General features: G+C 42.3%; 14 protein-coding genes. 5 read left to right on the top strand and 9 right to left on the bottom strand.

Features of this window, described 5'->3' with window-relative positions:
- Nucleotides 1–1,063: 1,063 nt before the first annotated feature.
- Complete coding sequence (locus CHB62_RS14940) at nt 1,064–1,216, bottom strand: hypothetical protein (RefSeq protein WP_176414871.1); 153 nt, start codon at nt 1,214–1,216, stop codon at nt 1,064–1,066.
- 588 nt (nt 1,217–1,804) lie between these two features.
- On the opposite strand from CHB62_RS14940, the gene CHB62_RS12020 reads away from it, so the two are divergent.
- From CHB62_RS12020 to CHB62_RS12010, 3 genes are all read left to right on the top strand, one after another.
- The gene (locus CHB62_RS12020) at nt 1,805–3,034 is read left to right on the top strand and encodes a DUF4929 family protein (protein ID WP_089367028.1); all 1,230 of its coding nucleotides are present in this window, start codon (nt 1,805–1,807) and stop codon (nt 3,032–3,034) included.
- 65 nt (nt 3,035–3,099) lie between these two features.
- Complete coding sequence (locus CHB62_RS12015; protein ID WP_089367027.1) at nt 3,100–3,591, top strand: T9SS type A sorting domain-containing protein; 492 nt, start codon at nt 3,100–3,102, stop codon at nt 3,589–3,591.
- A 42-nt stretch (nt 3,592–3,633) separates the two neighbouring features.
- Entirely contained in the window at nt 3,634–4,548 is a 915-nt protein-coding gene (locus tag CHB62_RS12010) for a hypothetical protein (protein WP_089367026.1), read from the top strand.
- A 118-nt stretch (nt 4,549–4,666) separates the two neighbouring features.
- On the opposite strand, the gene CHB62_RS12005 is transcribed toward CHB62_RS12010, so the two are convergent.
- From CHB62_RS12005 to CHB62_RS11975, 7 genes are all read right to left on the bottom strand, one after another.
- The gene (locus CHB62_RS12005; protein WP_089367025.1) at nt 4,667–5,560 is read right to left on the bottom strand and encodes a ChaN family lipoprotein; all 894 of its coding nucleotides are present in this window, start codon (nt 5,558–5,560) and stop codon (nt 4,667–4,669) included.
- The gene (locus CHB62_RS12000; protein ID WP_089367036.1) at nt 5,557–8,412 is read right to left on the bottom strand and encodes a M16 family metallopeptidase; all 2,856 of its coding nucleotides are present in this window, start codon (nt 8,410–8,412) and stop codon (nt 5,557–5,559) included. Before CHB62_RS12000 ends, CHB62_RS12005 begins: the two co-directional genes overlap by 4 nt.
- A 26-nt stretch (nt 8,413–8,438) precedes the next feature.
- The gene (locus tag CHB62_RS11995; RefSeq protein WP_240616323.1) at nt 8,439–9,653 is read right to left on the bottom strand and encodes a DUF4929/DUF8472 family protein; all 1,215 of its coding nucleotides are present in this window, start codon (nt 9,651–9,653) and stop codon (nt 8,439–8,441) included.
- A 17-nt stretch (nt 9,654–9,670) separates the two neighbouring features.
- Entirely contained in the window at nt 9,671–11,056 is a 1,386-nt protein-coding gene (locus CHB62_RS11990; RefSeq protein WP_089367023.1) for a RagB/SusD family nutrient uptake outer membrane protein, read from the bottom strand.
- Nucleotides 11,057–11,111: 55 nt separating this feature from the next.
- On the bottom strand, nt 11,112–14,162 hold the full coding sequence (locus tag CHB62_RS11985) for a SusC/RagA family TonB-linked outer membrane protein (RefSeq protein WP_089367022.1): 3,051 nt from the start codon (nt 14,160–14,162) through the stop codon (nt 11,112–11,114).
- Nucleotides 14,163–14,173: 11 nt separating this feature from the next.
- Nucleotides 14,174–15,070, bottom strand: coding sequence for a sirohydrochlorin chelatase (locus tag CHB62_RS11980; protein WP_089367035.1), 897 nt, complete (start codon nt 15,068–15,070; stop codon nt 14,174–14,176).
- A 332-nt stretch (nt 15,071–15,402) separates the two neighbouring features.
- Nucleotides 15,403–16,527, bottom strand: coding sequence for a 5-methyltetrahydropteroyltriglutamate--homocysteine S-methyltransferase (locus CHB62_RS11975; RefSeq protein WP_089367021.1), 1,125 nt, complete (start codon nt 16,525–16,527; stop codon nt 15,403–15,405).
- A gap of 165 nt (nt 16,528–16,692) precedes the next feature.
- Between CHB62_RS11975 and CHB62_RS11970 the strand changes: the two genes are divergently transcribed.
- The gene (locus CHB62_RS11970; protein ID WP_089367020.1) at nt 16,693–17,169 is read left to right on the top strand and encodes an Lrp/AsnC family transcriptional regulator; all 477 of its coding nucleotides are present in this window, start codon (nt 16,693–16,695) and stop codon (nt 17,167–17,169) included.
- An 821-nt stretch (nt 17,170–17,990) separates the two neighbouring features.
- Here CHB62_RS11970 and CHB62_RS11965 read toward each other — a convergent pair.
- Nucleotides 17,991–19,343: an alanine/glycine:cation symporter family protein gene (locus tag CHB62_RS11965; RefSeq protein WP_089367019.1), complete on the bottom strand. Its 1,353-nt coding sequence runs from the start codon at nt 19,341–19,343 to the stop codon at nt 17,991–17,993.
- A gap of 1,235 nt (nt 19,344–20,578) precedes the next feature.
- Here CHB62_RS11965 and CHB62_RS11955 point away from each other — a divergent pair.
- Nucleotides 20,579–21,312 (top strand): IS4 family transposase (locus tag CHB62_RS11955; protein ID WP_254919383.1); only part of this gene is annotated, 734 nt, incomplete at its 3' end.

The following is a 21,312-nucleotide window of genomic DNA, read 5'->3' as shown; positions in this document are numbered from 1 at the left end:
CAGCCCCCTCGGCTGCACCGTCTCCCTCTCTGTCCACCATTCGAGAAATTCGAGAAATTCGTAGTCTTTCAAGTATTAGTGCGTTTTTATAGTATTGAAAAAGTATGATAAAAGTCCGAGTATAGGTTAGTAAATGACAGGACAGTTTATATTTAGAGTTCGTGTTTATATCTATCACATTATCAGACGGTTACAAACAAGGTAGAAGAAGAGCCTTGTCAAGCATCAAGAAGGGCGTGTTCTTGTGCCTTGAAGGGCATGTTCTCGAATGGAGAAGGGCACGTTCTTGAAACGAGTGGGGCTGGGGGTGAGGCTTCACTTGGCTGTAAGGTTCTGTGTTATCGGTTGACTTAATGTCTCTGTGGAATGCTGTGTGTTCTGTTCTTCTGTGTTTTTCTGTGAGAAATAGAACGCACCCACTCTATGAGATGATACACAAACAACTCGCTGGGAAGGTTTTTCTCTCACGCTGGGGAGGTTTATCTCTCACAGAGCTCACAGAGTTAACAGAGCCTTTTTGCGCACAGTTTCGAGCCCACAGAACGCCTCCGGCATACAGAGTTCACAGAGCGTTACTGCTAAAGAAGGGTGTTGGGTGATAGTTGTTAGGTGTTGATGATTAGCCATAGGGGTATCTCAGTGATTACGCCCCTCCCTTCTGGGGATGGGAAGGGGGAGAGGCCATCATCTTTCTGGCCTTTGTGTGTTCTGTTCTTCTGTGTTACACTGTGAGAAAAAGAACACACCCACTCTATGAGATGACACACAAACAACACGCTGGGGAGGTTTTTCTCTCACGCTGGGGAGGTTTATCTCTCACAGAGCTCACAGAGTTAACAGAGCCTTTTTGCGCACAGTTTCGAACTCACAGAAGGCCTCCGGTATACAGATATCACAGAACGTTACTGCCAAAGATAGGTGTTGGATGTTGAGTGTTAGGTGTTGATGATTAGCCAAAGAGGCATCAGAGAGAATCAATATTCCCATCAAGACACAAGCAGCGAAGGAGGGGTATCTCGGTGATCACTCCCTTCTCCATTCGGAGAGGGGCTGGGGTGAGGCTTCACTTGGCTGTAACGCTCTGTGTTATCGGTTGACTTAATGTCTCTGTGAAACCCTGTGTATTCTGTTCTTCTGTGTTACTCTGTGAGAAATAGAACGCACCCTCTATATAAGATGAGACGCATGTTATACGTTGGGGAGTTCTTTCTCTCATGGAAGATATTCTTTTTTCTCACAGAGGGTATTTCTTTCTCTCACAGAACTCACAGATTTAACAGACCCCATTTGCGCACTGTTTCGAGTACACAGAACGCCTTCGGCATACAGATATCACAGAACGTTACTGCTAATGAAAACACCAATAAGGAGGCAAAAAGCAGTCTATATCCAGCCCATAGGGGTATCTCGGTGATCACTCCCCTTCCCTTCGGGGGAGGGGAAGGGGGAGGGGCCAGCTGAGGAAGAGAGTGTGGGGCCAGCTGGGGAAGGGATAGTGGCCATCATCTTTCTGGCCATTGTGTGTTCTGTTCATCTGTGTTACTATGTGAGAAGAAGTACGCACCCTCTCAATGAGAACACAGAGCGTTAGAAATTTCATCATTATTAGGTATTGTACGACCTACCATTTCTTTTTACTTTTGCCACCCCTTACAAATATCAAGAAAATAGTGCAAAGGAGGGGCTCTCGTCTACAACCCGTTTGATGGAAACCTTATAATGATTGACAACACGTACGTAGGAGATGTAGTCGACAAACCTTGAATAAGAACAAACAAATAAATAATTAAAAACAAAGAAAAGAATGAAAGTCATAAAAACAAGTGTTTTGTTGCTTCTCATAGTATGCCTAACAGCAGCTTGTAGCACCGAAAACAAAGCAGATGAAGAGATGACAAATAACGTTGCACTCTCTGTGGTAGGGAATGCTTTTATGAATGAAGACGATACAGAAGGTATCACCCTTCACCTGCTAATAGCATTCGCACCGACGAAAGACGAAACCATCAACCTTGACATAAAAGGTAATGAAGATGAGATTGTGCGTTTAGAACAAAGTGTAGTTCAGCTCAAAGCTGGCCAGAAAGAGGCTACGGTGAAAGTTATATCTAATACCAAACATCTGCTCTCCATGCCTAAGACGCTAAGCATCAGTGTTGGGAACACATCGAACCCACGCATAAAAGCAGCCGACGCAGGTGTGAAGATAACCGTCAACCCAGACTCAGATATTCCGCAACTAAGTGCACACCAGCTGCAACTCATCGAAGGGTATAAACAGAAATATGGGTTCGACCTCACCAACTTAATGGGTAAGGTTCCTGTTGAGGCAACCGTATCATTCAACACAGAAGACAAAGAAAGCTACTTCAAGGGAGAAACGCAACTTACAACAAAAGGCTATAGCATCATCACACTAAGCGAGAAAGCAACCGAAGAAACACCCGTACTGAAGATTATTGACAATCCGATGGGACTCACCTCGTTTTTCTATGATGTATTGAAGCACAAGACCGTCGAGGATCAGGAGTTCTTCCTACAACAACCATACGGGAACGCTATCGTACAGGCTATCGGTTATGATGCGACCAAAGAACAGTTTAGTATGACGCTCGACGATATTAAACTTGTTTCATCATCGGGTAAGATAGACTTCCTCGTCCAACGTCCTAACGCCTACGACGAGCTGATCTCCGCCCTACCCTTCGTCTACCATTTCTCGGCATGGGAGAGGGTAAAGAAGCTACGTGACGAAGGTGCGCTTGTCTATGTTAAAGAGAACGGAAAGATGGTAGGGTATCAGGTGACTGACGAGTTCCTCTTAGCTGGTGGTTCGATTGACCCACAAAGATGGCTTGCAGTCAGTGATGTCAGTCATGATACCTTTGGCAACTCTCCTTCTGACTGGATTGAACCATCTGGGCAATTCGACTTTACAAAGGGAACGATGACATTTGTATTCCCTTGGGACTTTGAGGCTGCTAATGGATATGAACAGGTAAGGGTCACCTATACCATGCACAAGAATAAGTAACACATCCATCAACAGTAATCACAGTAATATAAAACAGACATCTTATTAATAAATCAAACAAAACAATGAACCGAAAATTAATCTTTCTTCTACTGCTCGGCTGCCTTCTCACACCTCTCAGTGTGAGAGCAGCAGAACCAGTAAAGTTCTTTTGCGTAGAACTTCGTGATGGAACAAAGGCTGAGTTTGCTCTATCAAGTCAACCGCAAATCACGTTCTCAAATGGAAGTATGACAGCAAAAACACCAGAGAAGACCATTACGGTGGAACTGGCACGCGTGCTTAAATACTTTTTCAGTAGTACTCCTACAGGCATTTCCCTTCCAAGTAAACAGCCTATAGGTAAGCCACAAGTAGAGTATCACATAGGACATGTCCTCCTCTACGGTCTTCCTACGGAGGCTGCAGTTAGCATTATGACGATAGACGGTCGACGTGTCTTTAAGGGGCAAGCAACAGCTGACGGTAAGATAGACATCGACCCATCAACCTACTCTAAAGGCATCTACCTACTTTGTACGCCAAATGGGAACATCAAAATAGCAATAGATAAATAATAACTTAACGAAACAAATTAATAACAATCAAAAGACAATAAAATGAAGAAATATATACTTACACTTCTCCTTGCTTTCACGTTCGGGACACTCTTTGCACAAACCTATCAAATGAAGGTGGTAAAGAAAAGTGGTGGTACAATAGAAATCGACGCCGACGACATAGAGGACATCACCTTTGTAGCTAAAGAAACACCAAAGGGCTCAACGAAATATGTTACGCTTTTTGGTGTGAAATGGGCAACAGGAAATCTCCAATATGACAAAGGTACATGGAAAATTGCAGACAATCAATGGGAATACTTTAAGCCACGATATGGACTTCACAGAAACTCTACTGAAGCTTATAAGCATGAGATAGAACAGGCTGACGACCAGATCGACCATTTCAACTTTGGGGTATGTGGTAACAACGCCCTCACTTACTCGAAAGACGTGTGTGGAAATACTACAAAGACAGATATCGCAGGTAAGATGTACACAGACGAGAAATTCACAAATGAGACAACTGATTTCAATCAAGCAGCATTCGGTGATATCGCTTATTGGGCAACGAAAGGAACTTATCGCCTACCACGCTATTCAGAGGTCAGCACATTAGCACAGAAAGGTAAATGGCAGTTTGGCTATGTCACGGTAGAAGACAACAAGCAAGTCTATGGCTATTTGGTTACCGAACCAGCAGAGGGTGAGTTTGCTATGACAATCAGATTCCCAAAGGAAATAACGCAAGACGATCTCTCAAAAGGCCTTTTCCTTCCATGTGCTGGTTCACGCTATGATGATACCAAGGCTGTGAGATATGCAGGATATGGTGGTTACTATTTCTCTTCTATCCTCTTTGAAGATGCAGCAGATTATGCTCGCGCAATCACATTCGACAATGACGGCGTCTATGATAACAATGGTGAGAACTGCCGTTGTGGGGATTCTATCCGTCCTGTAGTAGTTGAATAAGACGCAGAAGGCTACTCATGATTATACAAAAAGAATTTCAATCATAGCCATGCTATGCGCATAAAAGAATGCGGACACTCGATAGGAGCGTCCGCATTTTTACAATACTGTTTTGTGATTAGTAAGATGTTGTCATATCCTCAGGTACACAGATATAAAAATCAGCAATACCCTTATAGTCTTCTTCCAAATGAGATATGTCTTCTTGTCTGACAGCTCTGACAACCGTATAGGTTGTTCCTGGTTTGTATTGCAAGAGATAAGGAATAATACCATCATGGTTATCTGTATGGAAGTTACCATTGAAATGAATAAATTTCGATGGTAGGTTCTTGGCTATTCGCCAAGCCATCGTAGCATCTTTGATAGCTTGTGCCTCAGCAATCTGACGTGGGTTGGCATTCTTATTCTTACCCATGACACCCATGAGTGCAAATCCTTGTTCAACACTCTCGTTCGTCTGAAAACGTATAGGGAGCGGTGCCATGTACGACTTCGCCTCCGTAGAGAGCGAATCAAGATAGGCCAAGCCGTGTTCTTTCACTGCTGTGGCATAACGACGAGGAACATTCGTAGCAACGACAGGGATATGATGTTCGCGTGCATAAGAGATTAAACCCGCATAATCAGTGCTGTAATTCGGCCAGAGACGTGCCTCGTCCTCAAAGCGATCACCTGTTATCTGTCCGTGAAGATATTCATCAAGGATGAGTTGGTTATCGCTTTCAAACATCTCCATACCCATCTTTAGGCTCTTTCCATGGACCTTGTAAAGACTTTCAAGGAGTTTCTGCTCCAGCCAGTGGGTTATCACACAGTTATGGATCTCGCCTACAAAGACAACATCAACTTTTGCTATAGACTTTATCAACTGGTCGTATGTTATTGACTTTCCTTTACTGTCATACAAGCGATAGGCCTCAGGTTGCGATTGTGTTTGTGCTATTGCCTGAGTCGCCATAAGCATACAAACGAGGCAAACAAGTAAACGTAATTTCTTTATAATCTTCATTTCTTTTGTGTTTTATATACTACATATCTTTGATTCCAAACAATCAATTCGTTGATCATCTCTTGTAATGTCTTAGGTGTGATCTCGTTCAGACACATCGCATAATGTTCGAAGTCGTGCAATGATTCGCCATTCTTAACAAGTGACATCAAAGCTGTTTTCCATTCAGAAGGTGCCTTATCGTTAAGCACCTTATCTTTCGTGACGAGGAATGAGCGCTTCATCTTATTAAGCTCTGAGGCTGTGATAGGTGTCGTCTTTAGCTGGTTTATGATGTCTTGCAACAAATATTCTACTCGTTGCTGGTTGCCGTCCTTCATCGATACAGTAATCATAAACTCATATTTCTGCTGTGGTACACCATTATAATAAAGGTCAACAAAAGGTGAGTAGACCAGATTTTCCCTTTCACGTAACACCTTCAATAACCTGTCTTGCAACACATCACGTATCAATTTCAAGCAAAGAGAATTACGGAGTGAAGGAGAGTAATTACCAGCAAAAACGTAGTTGACAAGTGTTTGATGGTCATTACCACCATCAAAACCCTTCGTAAACATCTCTTTACCAACCCTGAAAGGCGTATTGTTCAGCGGTAAAGGCACCATTTGCTTAGGCATCTGGGCAAACGTCGCAATAGCCTTTGGCAACACTTCTCTCATAGAGAAATTGCCAGTCAACACTATCGTGAGACGTGAAGGATCGCCAAACAAACGTTTATAATAGTTTGTAAGTGTGTCAATATCCAATGTCTCCAAAACCGATTTAGTAAGGTAGCTCCTGCTATTATCAACTGAATTGCCTACCAACGAATCTATGGTCATTGTCATTAAACGGTCGATATCATGTGAAAGCATCTTGTCGAGTATGGTCTCTTTGCCTAAGTCTTCAATCTCTGCAGCTACAGTCTCCTTAAAGTCCTCACGGTTGATACCTGGGAAACACATCTTCTGATAAACCAAGTTGAATAGTTCAGTAGCTTTATTGGAAGGTGAGGAAGCCAAGAGCTGGTGCCAGAACGCATCTTCCCCAACCGTCATAGAAAGACTCTCTTGAGTCATATAAGACAATAAGCTATCATTTGCAACCTTAGACAAACCACCCATATCTACGTAACTAATAGCATCATACACTTTTAATTGTTGTGGTAGTGATAAGTCAGCAGTTCCCCCACGTCCTATTGCAGCCAGGGAGATAACGGAGTCCTCGTCAATGGTCGGTCGGAGAATGAGCCTGACCCCATTCTTCAATATCACTTCTTCTATCCCTAAGTCGCCCCATTGCTGTTTACTCTTAATGCTCTCCGCCATAAAAGTAGCTGGTTGGACTAAACACATGGGAGCCTTGACACGCATTTCTTTTACTTGTTCTTTTCTATGGAAATGATAGGGCTTCATTTGCTGTTTCTTTCCCATTCGCCATGCTTCATCAGCTTTTTTAGCTGTGAGATAGCCTTCCTTTGTATCTTTCTTGACCGATGTGTAAGCATACAGACGACTGCGTCTCATTTGTTTAAGAACATCACCTAAGAGTTGTTGCAGCTGGGAACTCGTCGTCATCGCAACTTGTTGTCGTACCCATTCCATCTCACAAGGCATCCAAAGGGTGCGATCTCCAGCTGTGATATAATCAACGAAATCGTCGCAGATGTTAGCTGATAAGTTCTGAGTAGTGTCAGATGTGAGATGGTTTAGACGTGAGGCAACAAGTTGCTGTAGTTCGTCATGTGACACACCAAAACGTAAAAGACGATGACACTCTGCTGAGACAGTACTAATCTGACGTTCTAAATCGATAGTAGACGTACCACGAATAGACAGTACGAAATGGTCTTTATTAGCTAAATACCAATCATTTGAAACGTTACACTTCACTCCATCTGTCGTAAAACGATCATCTAAGCATTGCAGCAACATACGCATACGTTGCTTCGTAACCACATCTTGCAATGTTCGACGAACACAAGTGGTATGTGGGACTATTACTTCTAACTTGCTTTCCGACTGTATGCTGTCTACAATATGCATCCAGCTGGCACCCTTAGCATAGCTCATATCAAACTTAATCATAGGCTTGTCATCACGACTTGAAGGTATAGAGCCAAGCGTATGAGTTAGTTTTTCTACCACTTCAGGCACATTGACTTGCCCAACAATAAGTACGGTAGCATGAGAGGGGTTGTACCATCGCTTATAAAAAGCCTTCAACCGGTCGCTATCAATGCTATTGATATCGTGTTCCGTTCCAAGCGGGATACGTTCTGAATAGCGATTATGCCCCATCTTTAGACGATAGAAATCATCATTTTGTTGGTAGCCTCGCAGCTCCTCGACAATGACTCCTCGTTCTTTTTTCACACGTGCACCATCAAACTCTATCTCACTTAGCCAATCGTGAAGGGCTAAGAAGGTGCTATCAAGTATCTCTGTGTGATCAGAATAATAAGGCAAAGAAAGCCAATAGATTGTGCGATCGAACCCCGTAAAGGCGTTAATATCACGCCCAAACTTCATACCATGTCCCTCAAAATAATCAATTAGCGAACGATTAGGGAAATGTTTCGTACCGATAAAAGCACTGTGCTCAAGGAAATGTGCACCTCCACGCTGATTGTCTTCCTCCTGTAAAGAGCCAACATCCATAACCATTCGTACCTCAACACAATGACGTGGTAAAGCGTTCGGCAAGATAATATAACGCAGTCCATTCTGCAACTTCCCTTCAACAGTTCCTTTCGGAAGCGAGATAAGTCTATCACCACTCAATGAAGGTTGGGCAAAAGCGCAACCAGAGAATAGTAGACCGAATATAAGAAATAACCAAAAAGTAGATAGAATGAACTCTTTTCGCATTTTCTTCATAAATCAATTAGAACTTCTTAGGGACGTAAAGTATAGACTACAGACACCTGTTCGTAGCCATTACCATCGGCATAGTCCCATGGGAAAAGGAACGATAGCTTCCCCTTCTGAAGGTCAAGTGTAGCAGAAGGCGCAACCCAATCACTTGGATTATTACCAAACTCATCGTTGCTTATATTGCTCATACCAAGGAACTTATTAGGATTTAACGAACCACCCTGCATGAAGAAATCATCATCAATGGTATAACCAACTATCTTCCCGTCTTCCTCAATCTCTACAATGGAGCCTCTCTTCTGAAGCAAACGCTCCCATAAAGAGTAATGATAGATGAACGGTAGACCCGTTATCATGTCACCATATTGATTCTCTTTTTGTGTTGTAAACGTAATAGCCTTCGTAGACATATCGAGGGTTATACCTCCCAAGCTGACGTCAAAGGTCTCTTTATCTTCTTTGTAATCAGCTGCCTTCACAGCTGCTCTACCATAAGGAGTCTGCATAAAGAATTCTTCATCCTCAACCGTCTTACGTTTTAACACATCATAGAGGAATGTTGTTAATCCCATAGGGTTGCTCACCATCTTAAAGGTTGGTGCATCAACAGTAGCATCATCAGCAAGTGTTATCACACTATACCCCTTATACGTGCGCTGTGCCTGTCCTTTAAAGAAAGTCTCCTTATCTGCTGTATTAAACGTGATTGTCGTCTCAACTGGTATCTTTCCTATCATACGCATAAGATCTACACCATACTTTGTCTTCACATCTGCTATGAGTTGTAATTGTGCTGACGTGAGTGCAGGTATGTCGGCATCAGGATTAACAGTGATTTTCACTCCTTTCCCGAAACCTTTCACGGATGGTGTTGAAGCTGAGACAACTTGCAACGTAACTGTACGAGGGACGGAAAGGACGTGATTACCATTCGATCTCACACGAACAATGGCCTCCTTCTGCCCGGGATTAAACACCACATTCTCATCTTCCAAACGCAGAATGTTATCATCATTGCCAATAAACGCAAGCTTAATTTCTACCTTTTCTTTAGGAGCAAAAGCAATCATTGCATGCACTGACACACTTGTCGTATCGTCTTCTGACAATAATGCAGTGCTTGGAATGGTCAGTTCAACATCATTTGTCATACTTTCTGTGGGTATTTCCTCCTCATGGCAGGCTACTAAAAAGAATGACATTAACACTAATAAACTATTGAGTAACTTCTTCATTTTTTGTTCCATATAAATTAATTAGAAGGCCATCCAGGGTTCTGTTCCACTTTATTAAATCGATATTCAGACACAGGAATAGGGAATGTCCAACGATAATCATCGCTCGCTACACTGGTTGTAGTACTATTCCCCCACTGAGATTGTCGTTTTAAAGCAGCAGCATGTGTACGCTTAAGATCAAAGAAATTCACGCCCTCACCTACAAACTCACGTTGCTTATCAGTTAAGATAAGGTTTAGAAGTTCTTGATTGGAAATCGTCGATGGGGCTTCAGCGACCCCTATACAATGCCAATAATGATTGATTAATCTACGAGCAGCCTCTGTATCTCCCTTTCTGCAATATGCCTCAGCAACAATAAAATAAGCTCCAGCATACCGCATCGTATTGATGTAACTCGTTGACTGATTTTGCTTATTGCATCGGTTATACTTTCCAAGAAGCTCTCTATTAGAGCCATTCATCATAAATGGATAAACAAACAAGGCTTTTCGGAGATCTGACCCAACAAAACTCAACTGTGGATTGACCATAAAATAATCACCTTCCTGACTACTATATTGGATACCAGCATAGTAAGATGAGTTATTATTAAAAGCAAAGATACGCCCCGAATAGCTATTTTTTGACCACAGACTATTAAGTCCTTCTGATGTGAAATAAATATCATTACTCTTGCTAAGAACCTTATTTCCAGCATCTATAGCCCCTTGGTAATCATTTGAATAGAGGGCTAAGTCAGCTAATAGATACTGTGTAGCTTCTTGTGACAACCATCCATTACGGTCAGAGCTGTGCTCTACAGAGGCGGCATCAGTAAGCAATTCCTTTATCTTTGCAACACATTCACGTATTGAAGAACGCTGTTTATCCTCAATCCCAAGTTCACTTTTTAGGATAACCCCAGGCGCATCAGGATTAACATCGTAGGCTGGAGCAAAGATTCTTAGCAACTGTAGATAGCATAACGCCTTCAACGTCTTAGCCTCAGCAGCTATCACAATCTTTTCTTTCTCCTCATTTTCATTCTCTGCTTTTACTCCATTCATACGCTCAAGAAGTCCATCACATTGTGCAATCACATTGTAATAATCTTGCCAAAGGCTTGGTGCAAGCTTGTTTATCTCCTTATCATTCCAATTATAGAGATTCAATGAACTGATATCTTTTATAGACAAAGAGGTGGGAACAAAGTCGTTCCCCAATAAAGAAAACTCATATTCTTGATGAGGATAAGACGAATAGGCCGATGCCAACAGTGATCGAGCATTTGAGACATTCGTTATTGCATCTGGATCAGAGAATTGGTCTTGGGGTGGAATGTTAAGACTACAAGCCGTTAACAGTGTCAGACACGCTCCTACAACTACACTTTTGAATATTAATATACCTTGTTTCATATTGTATTATCCATGCGTCTTAAATGTAAAACTACTCTACTTACATACTATATCATTAGAATGTCAAATTGAGATTGAACGTGAATATTGGCTGCATCGTACCAGCAAGCGTGCCACTCTCTGGATCAGACTCCTTATATCTTGTCCATGTAAAGAGGTTAGAACCTTGTAATCCAAGATTCGCATATCGAATGAATGGAATTGTCTTCTGTAACCATTTCGATGGAACTCGGTAACGCAGTGATACGCTCGAGAGTTTTATGTAATCACTACTTCCTATCGTCCTTGTGTTAGGATAGAGCGCAAGATTCCCCTCGGCAATACTCTGCGTATAGAATGGGGTCCAGTATTCCTTATATTCATCGCCTCGTTTAAACCACATCTTCTGTGTTTGTCCTGACACAGCATTGTAGATTGCGTTATCACTATTACGCACATATTGGTAAGAGAAGCGTTGCTTCCCACCAAAGACATAGTAGAACGACACGTCAACATCGAATTGCTTATAAGAGAAACTGGCATAGAAGCTACCTGAGTATGGAGGTGTCTGATGACCTAAAGCAATAAAATCATTCTTTGTGAGTGGTTCCGTACCTTGCTTTTCAACTCCTTCTGGGGTTAAGAAGACAGGATAACCCGTGAGTGGATTGATGCCTAAAGAATGTAAACCATAGATCATGTCGTATGATTTACCCACCTCATAATTAGGCACTATTGACTGTTCGTCAAGATAGAGCTTATCCGTCCAATAGAGGCTTACCACTTTATTGTCATTATAAGCTATATTTCCTCCCACAGAAAGACGACAATCAAAAGCATCTATAATCTTTGTATTTAATCCTATTTCTATACCACGATTCTGTAAGATACCAATGTTCCGTTTAAGAGAGGAATAGCCCGAACTTGTTGCGATAGGTACATCTAAGAGTGCTTGTTCGGTACGCCGATTGTACCAGTTCACATCAAGTGTAATACGCTTAAATAATTCTACGGTTAAACCTAAGTCTGTAGACTTATTTTGTTCAGCCTTCAGATCTTTATTATATAATGATAGTAATGACAAGATACGACTTTCCTCGTAAGCCTGCTCACCAAACATAAACGTACCAACAGTATTAGAAACAGTCACACCATTGAGATTTGCCGTAACACCGTATGATGCTTTAATATTTAATTTTGTAAGGACCTTATTATCTTTCAACCATGAGTAATTTGTTGGTGTCCAGCCCAAACCTGCTGCCCAAGCCGTATTCCAACGCTTATCAGCTGGGAGTATTGATGAAGCATCAGCCTTATATGTGAAGTAAGCATCATAGACTGAATTATAAGTATAACCTGCCACGACACCAATACCCATCTGTGCATTCTTGTCACGAGGATTTCGTACAGAAGGCTGACGCATTCCGTGTAACGAGTTATTAATTGCAGAAGGGGCATCAACATTGCCTACTCCATATCCGGTGATACCCACGGCATCATAATTATACAAATAATAGTCGTAGTTTGCACCAAGCGTAACGTCATGAACGTCTGCAAACACATGATTATAGGTTGCTCGGAGATTACTTGACAGGTTAATTGTCGTTCCTTTCATTCGACTATATATGCCTCTCGCATTATCAGGAACGCCAGTGTTTTGTTCAGTGAATGAAGAAGCTGGCGTAAAGTTATGATTATCATCCTGAAGATAATCTAAACCAGCAACGTAAGCTAAAGTAAAACCTTGCCATGGCGTTAAAGTCACGTTTATGTCTACCCCCGCATTCTTATCTGAGGCATCACTCTGATATTGTTGTGTGAGATCACGATAACTTCTATTCGGATAAGAATAGAGTTCACCCGTCTTTTGTTCGTAAGGATTAAGATTATAAACTAAAGATGTGGGGTCGAATGATGATCCATTAGGAGACTTACTCTTAGCATAGCCACCAGACACACCAATCATCAGGTATCCTATCTTCCCCAACTGCTGGTCTAAACCCATACGAACACTAAACCGTTGCTTATTATTACCTTCTATACGCCCGCCTTGATAGGTATAGTTCCCAGAGAGAAAATAAGTTGTAGTCCCACTTCCACCTTTTATACTGATGTTGTGTCTCTGATAGAAATTATTACGGATAAGTTCCTTAAACCAGTCTGTATGGATATTTCTTAGAGCTTCCAAACGCTTTTCTCCTTCTGTTATCAATTGTTCTTTATTTGGGTCGGACGCATGATAACGTTCAAAGTAATCTCTACTATAGCGATAGCCTGGAGCTGCAGGATTTTGTAACAAACGCTCTAACTCTAATTTTTCATCCGTATCCATGAGCTTTACACCACGCCTACCACGCATCGTCAGGCCCATATCAGTGCCGTAGGTAAGGGTCATCTTTCCATTATAACCGCGCTGTGAACTTATCTCCAACACGCCATTAGCAGCCTTTACACCATACAAAGCACCTGCAGCTGCATCTTTCAAAACCTTTATACTTGCTATGTCTTGTGGATTAAGATTGTAGAATGTCTCGGCGGAGATAATCTTTCCATCGAGGACATACAACGGCTCATTACTCGTGTTGCCTTGACGGAAAGAAGAATTACCTCGTATTCTGATCTGTGGCTTACTTCCAATATCTCCCGTATTGATAACGTTCAATCCAGGTACCATACCTTGTAGAGCCAAGCCCATGTCAATCATTGGTTTCTCGCTGAGACGTTTCATATCTATCGACTCAACGATTCCTGCCTTTGCACGAAGGTCGATAGCATTGATGTTACTCTTTGCCTTTACAACGACTTCGCCCAATTTATTCTCTGACGATTGCATCTTTACATCTATCTTCTCTCTCCCGTCATAATTGACTTTCTTCTGAGCATACCCGATATAAGTAAAGGTTAACACTGAACTTTTATTAAAGTCGCCATTTAATTGATAACGACCATTAACATCTGTAATAGTTGCTATCTGAGTTCCTTGGATCCGAACAGTCACACCAATCAGTGCCTCATCACTGGCATCCGTCACATAACCATATACCCTACATTCTTGGGCTCCTACCTCCTGAAGAGAAATAAAGAGCCCAAGAATCGTGAAAAGACACCATAATAAAAGGTTCTTCATATCGCAACTATTTATCGTTTGCTTTCAACCCATTTATTTGTTTGGGCTACTATCCAATCTACCACAAGCGGAGTACAAGCGGGGAGAATACCATCTGCACTATACACGATGTCTACCCCTGTCTTCTTTACAAGATCTTTTTGTACATCTGTCATCTTATGACGATCAGCCATACGCTTCACGTCAGAGGTCAGATAGATACCCTGAACGATGATTCGCTTCTTCTTTGCTGAAGCTTTTGTCAATAATGGCATCAACTCATTGGCAAAATCATGTCCCATTTCGATAAGAGCATGATCAACATAATTAATCTTTGTATGTTCTTTAGTGTACTTATCAACATTCTTTAGGACTTCTGTCCAAAAGCCTTCTCGTTCAGGATCACCATGAGCCAAGAATATTACAGCTTCATTAGGAGCGTCTTTAGAAATACTCTGTACGCAATTTAACATACTCTCTTCTAACAAGTAACTATAATAGAAGGTTGGACCAAGGATGATAGGTGTTTTAGTGTGTACTAACTCTGTGTTCTCCTCTGCCAACTCTTCTCTTACAAAAGGATTGTATTTATGTCCGAGAATATTTGGCAGGTCTTCTTCAGTATGACTTGATGGTGCCATAAAGACAGGAAGAGCAAAGATCGTGTCTGCACCTTCTGCCTCACATGCCTTCACTACAGAAGCCACGGAAGGTTCGGTATATTCCATAAGTGCCACCTTTACGATATCTATACCTTTGAGCTTCTTTTTTTCGACTTGCTCTTTTACAAGTGGTTCGAGCGCTAATACTGGTTTGCGCCATGACTCCATAGGCGATCCATGAGCTACGATTATCAATGCGGTTTTAGCACTTAACGATGCAAAAGTTGTTAGCAGCGCAGCTAACACTAACATAATTTTCTTGTTCATATTCATATTAAATTTTATTCTTTTACCTAATTCCATGGGTATCAAAAAGATGTTATAAATTCTTTGGCAAAAGTATAACATTAGTCAGAATAAGACAATACCTAAAAATAATGAATTAAGACAACACTTCATGGTACATATTGCTTAACAACGCTAAACAAACTTATTACTGATTTTACAGGAAGTCTGTAAATTTATAAAAGCTGAACCCCTCACATGGAGCTCAGCCTTTATATTCGATATGGACTTTTATGATACAAATTATGTAAACAACATTACTGAATGGTATTAGAATTAATGTTCCATATCAATACTTAAATGGGTTGTTTCTCTTATTTACCCCACACCTCCGCAGCAATCTCTTGCACAAGGTCTATCTTTGCCCATTGCTCTTCCTCGGTGAGTTTATTGCCTATCTCGCAAGAAGCAAATCCACATTGTGGACTAAGACAGAGGTCGTTATGAGGAATGTAAAGTTCTGCATCACTTATTCGGGCCACTATCTCTGCAGGGCTTTCGAGTTCTGGACGCTTCGTGGTGATGAGTCCGAGGACTACCTGCTTGCCGTTTGGGATATACTTCAACGGCTCGAAACCTCCTGAACGGGCATCATCATACTCCAAATAGAATGCATCCACGTTCTCTTGCGCAAAGACATAAGGGGCAACAGGGTCGTATGCTCCTTCGGCAGCGTAGGTGGAATGGTAATTACCACGACAGATATGTGTGGTGAAAGCAACATCCTTTGGTCGTCCTTCAAGAGCTAAGTTATTCACCTTTAGATATTTCTTAGCCAAATCGTCGAGTGTCTCCTTGTCTCCTCCATGTGCTTTCCAATAGTTCTTGTCAACCACCATACCCCACGTGCAATCGTCAAACTGAATATTACGACATCCAGCAGCATAAAGGTCGACAATCACCTGACGGTAGACCTTCGCTATGTCTTCAATAAGCACGTCAATGTCAGGATAATACTTCAACGTATTCTTTGTGTTATCACCTCTGAACAGTTCTGCAAACAACTGGGCTGGAGCAGGTATCGTTTGTCGGGCTGTCACACCCTCCTCTTCAAATTGCTTTACAAACTTAAAGTGCTCTACAAATGGATGATTCTCACCGCTAATACGACCAGACAAAGCAATAGAACCACGTGTTGTCTCCTCTCCGTGGAATTGATAACCATGGTCGAGTTCTATCTCCTCAATACCATTCAAACCCCACATAAAGTCTAAGTGCCAATAGCTTCTGCGGAACTCTCCATCGGTTATCACCTTCAAGCCGTGAGCCTTCTGCTTAGCAATAAGGTCGGTGATGAGGCGATCCTCAACAGCCTTTAACGCCGAAGCATCAATCTTCCCTTCAACGAATTTCTGTCTTGCTTCCTTCAACTCTGCTGGACGAAGAAAACTTCCTACGATGTCTGCACGGTAAGGTGCATTTGTTCTGATACTGCTCATATTCTTTTACCCTTTCTTTTTGTTATCATTATGAATGTGGATGCAAAGTTAGAGAAATTCTTTTTGCCTTCAAAATATTCTTGTTTATTCGGGAAATTATACTAACTTTGCCATGAATTAAGGTCTTACACAGAATATTATTCTGCTAAAACAGCAATTTACAAAATGGACAACACAACGATATTAGACGATATTGACAGAAAGATACTGAAGATTCTTCAGCGTGACTCCCACCTAACTGTCAAGGAACTGGCGGCCCGTGTTCATCTTTCGCCCTCGCCTGTCTTCGAACGACAAAAACGATTAGAACGTGAGGGTTACATAGAGCGCTATATGGCTGTGGTTAATTCTCATAAGGTGGGAAATGGCATCATGGTTCTATGTAACATTCGGTTAAAACAGCATACACAAGACCTCATCCAAGAGTTTATGGATGTCGTACAGAATATTGATGAGATAACTGAATGTTATAACACGAGTGGCGACTATGACTTTCTTATTAAGGTTTATGCGCACGACATGAAACGTTATCAACAGTTCATGCTCAATACGCTGGGTAAGATTGATTGTATTGGTAGCCTTCATAGTATCTTCGTCATCGACGAGACAAAGAACACTCGTGGGGTTCCTGTGACGGAATAGGCCTAAGTCTAAGAGCTGCCCTGACTCTCCTCGCAGCCGAACAATCTCTCTTCCAGTTCTTCTCCTGCTTAGAGAGGTTGGGGAGAGCCTCCTTTTCGCAGGAGTATCTTGGTAATTATCTGTGTTACTCGGTGCTTGGTTGTTATCAGTGTTACTCGGTGAGAGAAGGAATGCACTCTCTCAATGAAATAAAACACAAACAATTCGCTGGGGTGTTTTTCTCTTACAGAGTGGCACACAGCTCGCACCCTTGGGTAGTTCTTTCTCGCACAGAGGATATTTCATTCTCTCACGGAGGATAGTTTTCTCTCTCGGAGAACAGTTCTTTCTCTCACGGAGGGTATTTCTTTCTCTCACAGAGCGCACAGATGTAACAGAACTTTTCCACCACCGTTTCGAACCCACAGAACGCCTTCGGCATACAGATATCACAGAGCGTTTCAGCTAAAGATGGCTGTAAGGTTCTGTGTTATCGGTTGACTTAATGTCTCTGTGAGACTTTGTGTGTTCTGTTCTTCTGTGTTACTCTGTGAGAAATAGAACGCACCCTCTATATGAGATGAGACGCATGTGACTCGCTGGGGAGTTCTTTATCTCACAGAACGCACAGATCTAACAGAGCATATTGCCGCACTGTTTCGAGCCCACAGAACGCCTCCGGCATACAGATATCACAGAACGTTACTGCTAATGAAGATACCAATAAGGAGGCAAAAAGCAGCCTACATCCAGCCCATAGAGGTATCTCGGTGATCACTCCCCTTCCCTTCGGGGGAGGGGACGGGGGAGGGGCCAGCTGGCACTTGAGGCTACTCACCCCTCTAAGCTTCCTTCTTCTTCCTATTAGCCAAAAAGTTCTTGTATAACTTCTTCACCTGTGGAGCAAGGAAGATGATACCAATAAGGTTAGGGATGACCATCAGACCATTGAAGGAGTCGGCTAACTCCCATACCAGGTCGGCTGCAAAGAGACAACCCAAGAAGACAAAGAGGACTACAAGGGGACGATAGAAACGGACGCCCTTCTTACCAAACATGAACTTGATGTTCATCTCGCCAAACATATACCAGCCTATAATCGTCGTAAAAGCAAAGAAGATAAGACTGATGGCAAGGAAGATGATACCTCCTTCTCCAAATGCTATCTCAAAGCCTTGTTGCGTGATGGCAACTGACTTTAGGCCTGTATTACCGTAAGCACCCGTAAGCATGATGACAAACGCCGTTGACGTACAGATGAGAACGGTATCTACAAACACACCTGCCATGGCTACAAAGCCCTGCTCGCATGGGTCTTTGACATCGGCTAAAGCATGGGCATGAGGGGTGGAACCCATACCTGCCTCGTTAGAGAACAATCCACGTGCAACACCATAACGGATGGCATACTTCATCACTGTTCCTGCGGCACCACCTGCAGCAGACTTCAAAGAGAAAGCATCAGTAAAGATGGTACGGAGAACATGCGGCAACTGATCGGCAAACATATAAATAATAATAAATGAACCGAGGATATAGACAATCGCCATGAATGGTACTAAAAGCTCGGCAAGAGCTGTGATACGACGCTGCCCACCAATGATTACGACAGCCACAACGGCTGCTAAAACTATACCTATCACCCATGAAGGAATGTTGAACGCATTGGTCAAGGCGATAGAAATAGAATTGGCCTGTACCATATTGCCAACAAAGCCTAAGGCAAGGACAATGGCAATAGAGAAAAAGACAGCAAGCCACTTACTACCAAGACCATAATAAAGATAGTAAGCTGAGCCACCAACGGTCTCGCCATGGTATTCTTTCTTATACTTTTGGGCAAGCACAGCCTCGGAGAAGATGGTACTCATACCCAAAAGGGCTGACACCCACATCCAGAAAATAGCTCCTAAACCACCAGTAGCAATGGCTGTTGCCACACCACCGATATTTCCTGTACCAACCTGAGCAGCTACGGCAGTAGCCAATGCCTGAAATGAATTAACTTTCGTCTCACCTGGCTTTCGCTTCTTAAATATCGGACCAAAAGCATACTTAAACGCCAGATTTAGATGACGAAGCTGTGGGAAACCAAGATAGACAGTGTAGAAAATGCCTACACCTAACAATGCGTACATGAGAAAACTGTTCCATAGAAACTCATTGAACGCTTTTACATAGTCTAATGGACTCATTGGCTACATAGTTTAGATATTAGTAATAGATTGATGGATAACTCCATCTTGAGATTGTTTCGCTGTAGGTAAGATATTTATCTCACTATCGGTCATTGACCGTTATGTCCCTTTACTTGTATTAATAGGATTATATCCTTTTAATCTGTTTAGGTTATTCTTTCGGCACAAATATAGTTTTTTATCTTTTATGAAGCAACTACTAAAGCAATATTTTACTACATTTTTGTGATTTTTTAGGGATAGATTGCTTGTGATTTATACTATTATAACTCCTATAAAAAACCATGTTAACACATTGTTTTACAGCGTTTTACAGTACAAAAGATATTAGGAGAGGCAAAGAACACTGTCGGACTGAACACCAACAAAAAGATAGCATCACGTCATACCAGCCTGCTCCCTCCCCCTTTCCTTCTCTCGCAAGAAGGAGTGTGATTAGTGAGATTATATCTATTAGGTTACTTTACATGGGACGTGAGAATCATTCTCTCATAAAGGACACACCCTTTCTCTCACAGAGCACACAGATTTAACAGAGTTTTTTGTACACAGTTCAAGCCCATGAGAGAGTAGTCCCTCCCCCAACCTCTCCCCCACAGGAAGGGGCGTGATATGTGAGGTTACCCCTACAAGACTGCCAACAAAGAACATAACGAAGCCTACATCCTTTTTATAAGGGTATCTCGGTAATCACTCCCCTTCCCTTCGGGGGAGGGGAAGGGGGAGGGGCCAGCTGGGGTCGGGGGGAGGGGCCATCATCTTTCTGGCCTTTGTATGATCTGTTCATCTGTGTTCTTCTGTGAGAAAAAGAACACACCCACTCTATGAGATGACTCACAAACAACACGCTGGGGAGGTTTTTCTCTCACGCTGGGGAGGTTTATCTCTCACAGAGCTCACAGAGTTAACAGAGCCTTTTTGCGCACAGTTTCGAGCCCACAGAACGCCTCCGGCATACAGAGTTCACAGAGCGTTACTGCTAAAGAAGGGTGTTGGGTGATAATTGTTAGGTGTTGATGATTAGCCATAGGGGTATCTCGGTGATTACGCCCCTCCCTTCTGGGGCTACTCTTTCTACACATCTTTTTAACATTATAACACATTGATACTCAGTAAAATACTTGCGTATGTCATGGTTTTTTAGTATCTTTGTTTATAAATTAAACAACATATTTGACTCCCTCGGAGGAGATAAGAGAATCGAACGAAGAGTTAATAGCTTGTTCGATAAGATGGTAGAGAAACAGAGTGCGGTTATTAATAAGTGCTTCGAAGATAAGGCACCTAAAGTTGGTGCATATAGAGTACTACGTAATAAGAACTGGGATATGGAAGATCTAATAGATAGAATAAGGCAATTCTCTGGTAGTGAGTGTGTTGGACATAAACATGTACTATGCATACAAGACACTACGGAGCTATCTTACGACCACATGAAAGGGCGTTTGAAGGAGGATGACCCCGACTTTGGAGATGGTTCTATGCAACTGAAAAAGTATTCTATTTTCGTACATCCTACTATGATTGTGGACGCTGAATCATGCCTTCCTATAGGCTTCTCCTCTGTGAGAATATGGAATCGTGAGCGCATAGAAGGTCGAAAGAAGACCAATAAACGAGCTACTTTACCATATAAGGATAAGGAATCCTACCGGTGGACTTTGTCTGCAAAGGAAAGCGCGGAGTGCATCCCAAGTGATGTTCGTAAGACAATAGTTGGCGATCGCGAGAGCGATGTCTACGCCTTTATGGACGAGACTTTGGAAGTGGGATGCGACTTTCTGATACGTTCTACTCATAATCGCAAGAGTAGCGTAGGTGCTGATTTAGATACACTTACAGAGCATTTAGCCAAGCAGAAACCTATGGGAGAGTACAGTTTCTCACTCCCCGGACGGCAAGGTCGAAAGAACAGAACAGCCGTTATGGAGGTACGTTTTATGCCTATCACCCTTCACGCACCACA

The organism is Prevotella jejuni, assembly GCF_900187995.1.
GTDB lineage: Bacteria > Bacteroidota > Bacteroidia > Bacteroidales > Bacteroidaceae > Prevotella > Prevotella jejuni.
This window is presented reverse-complemented; position numbering and strand designations above follow the sequence as displayed.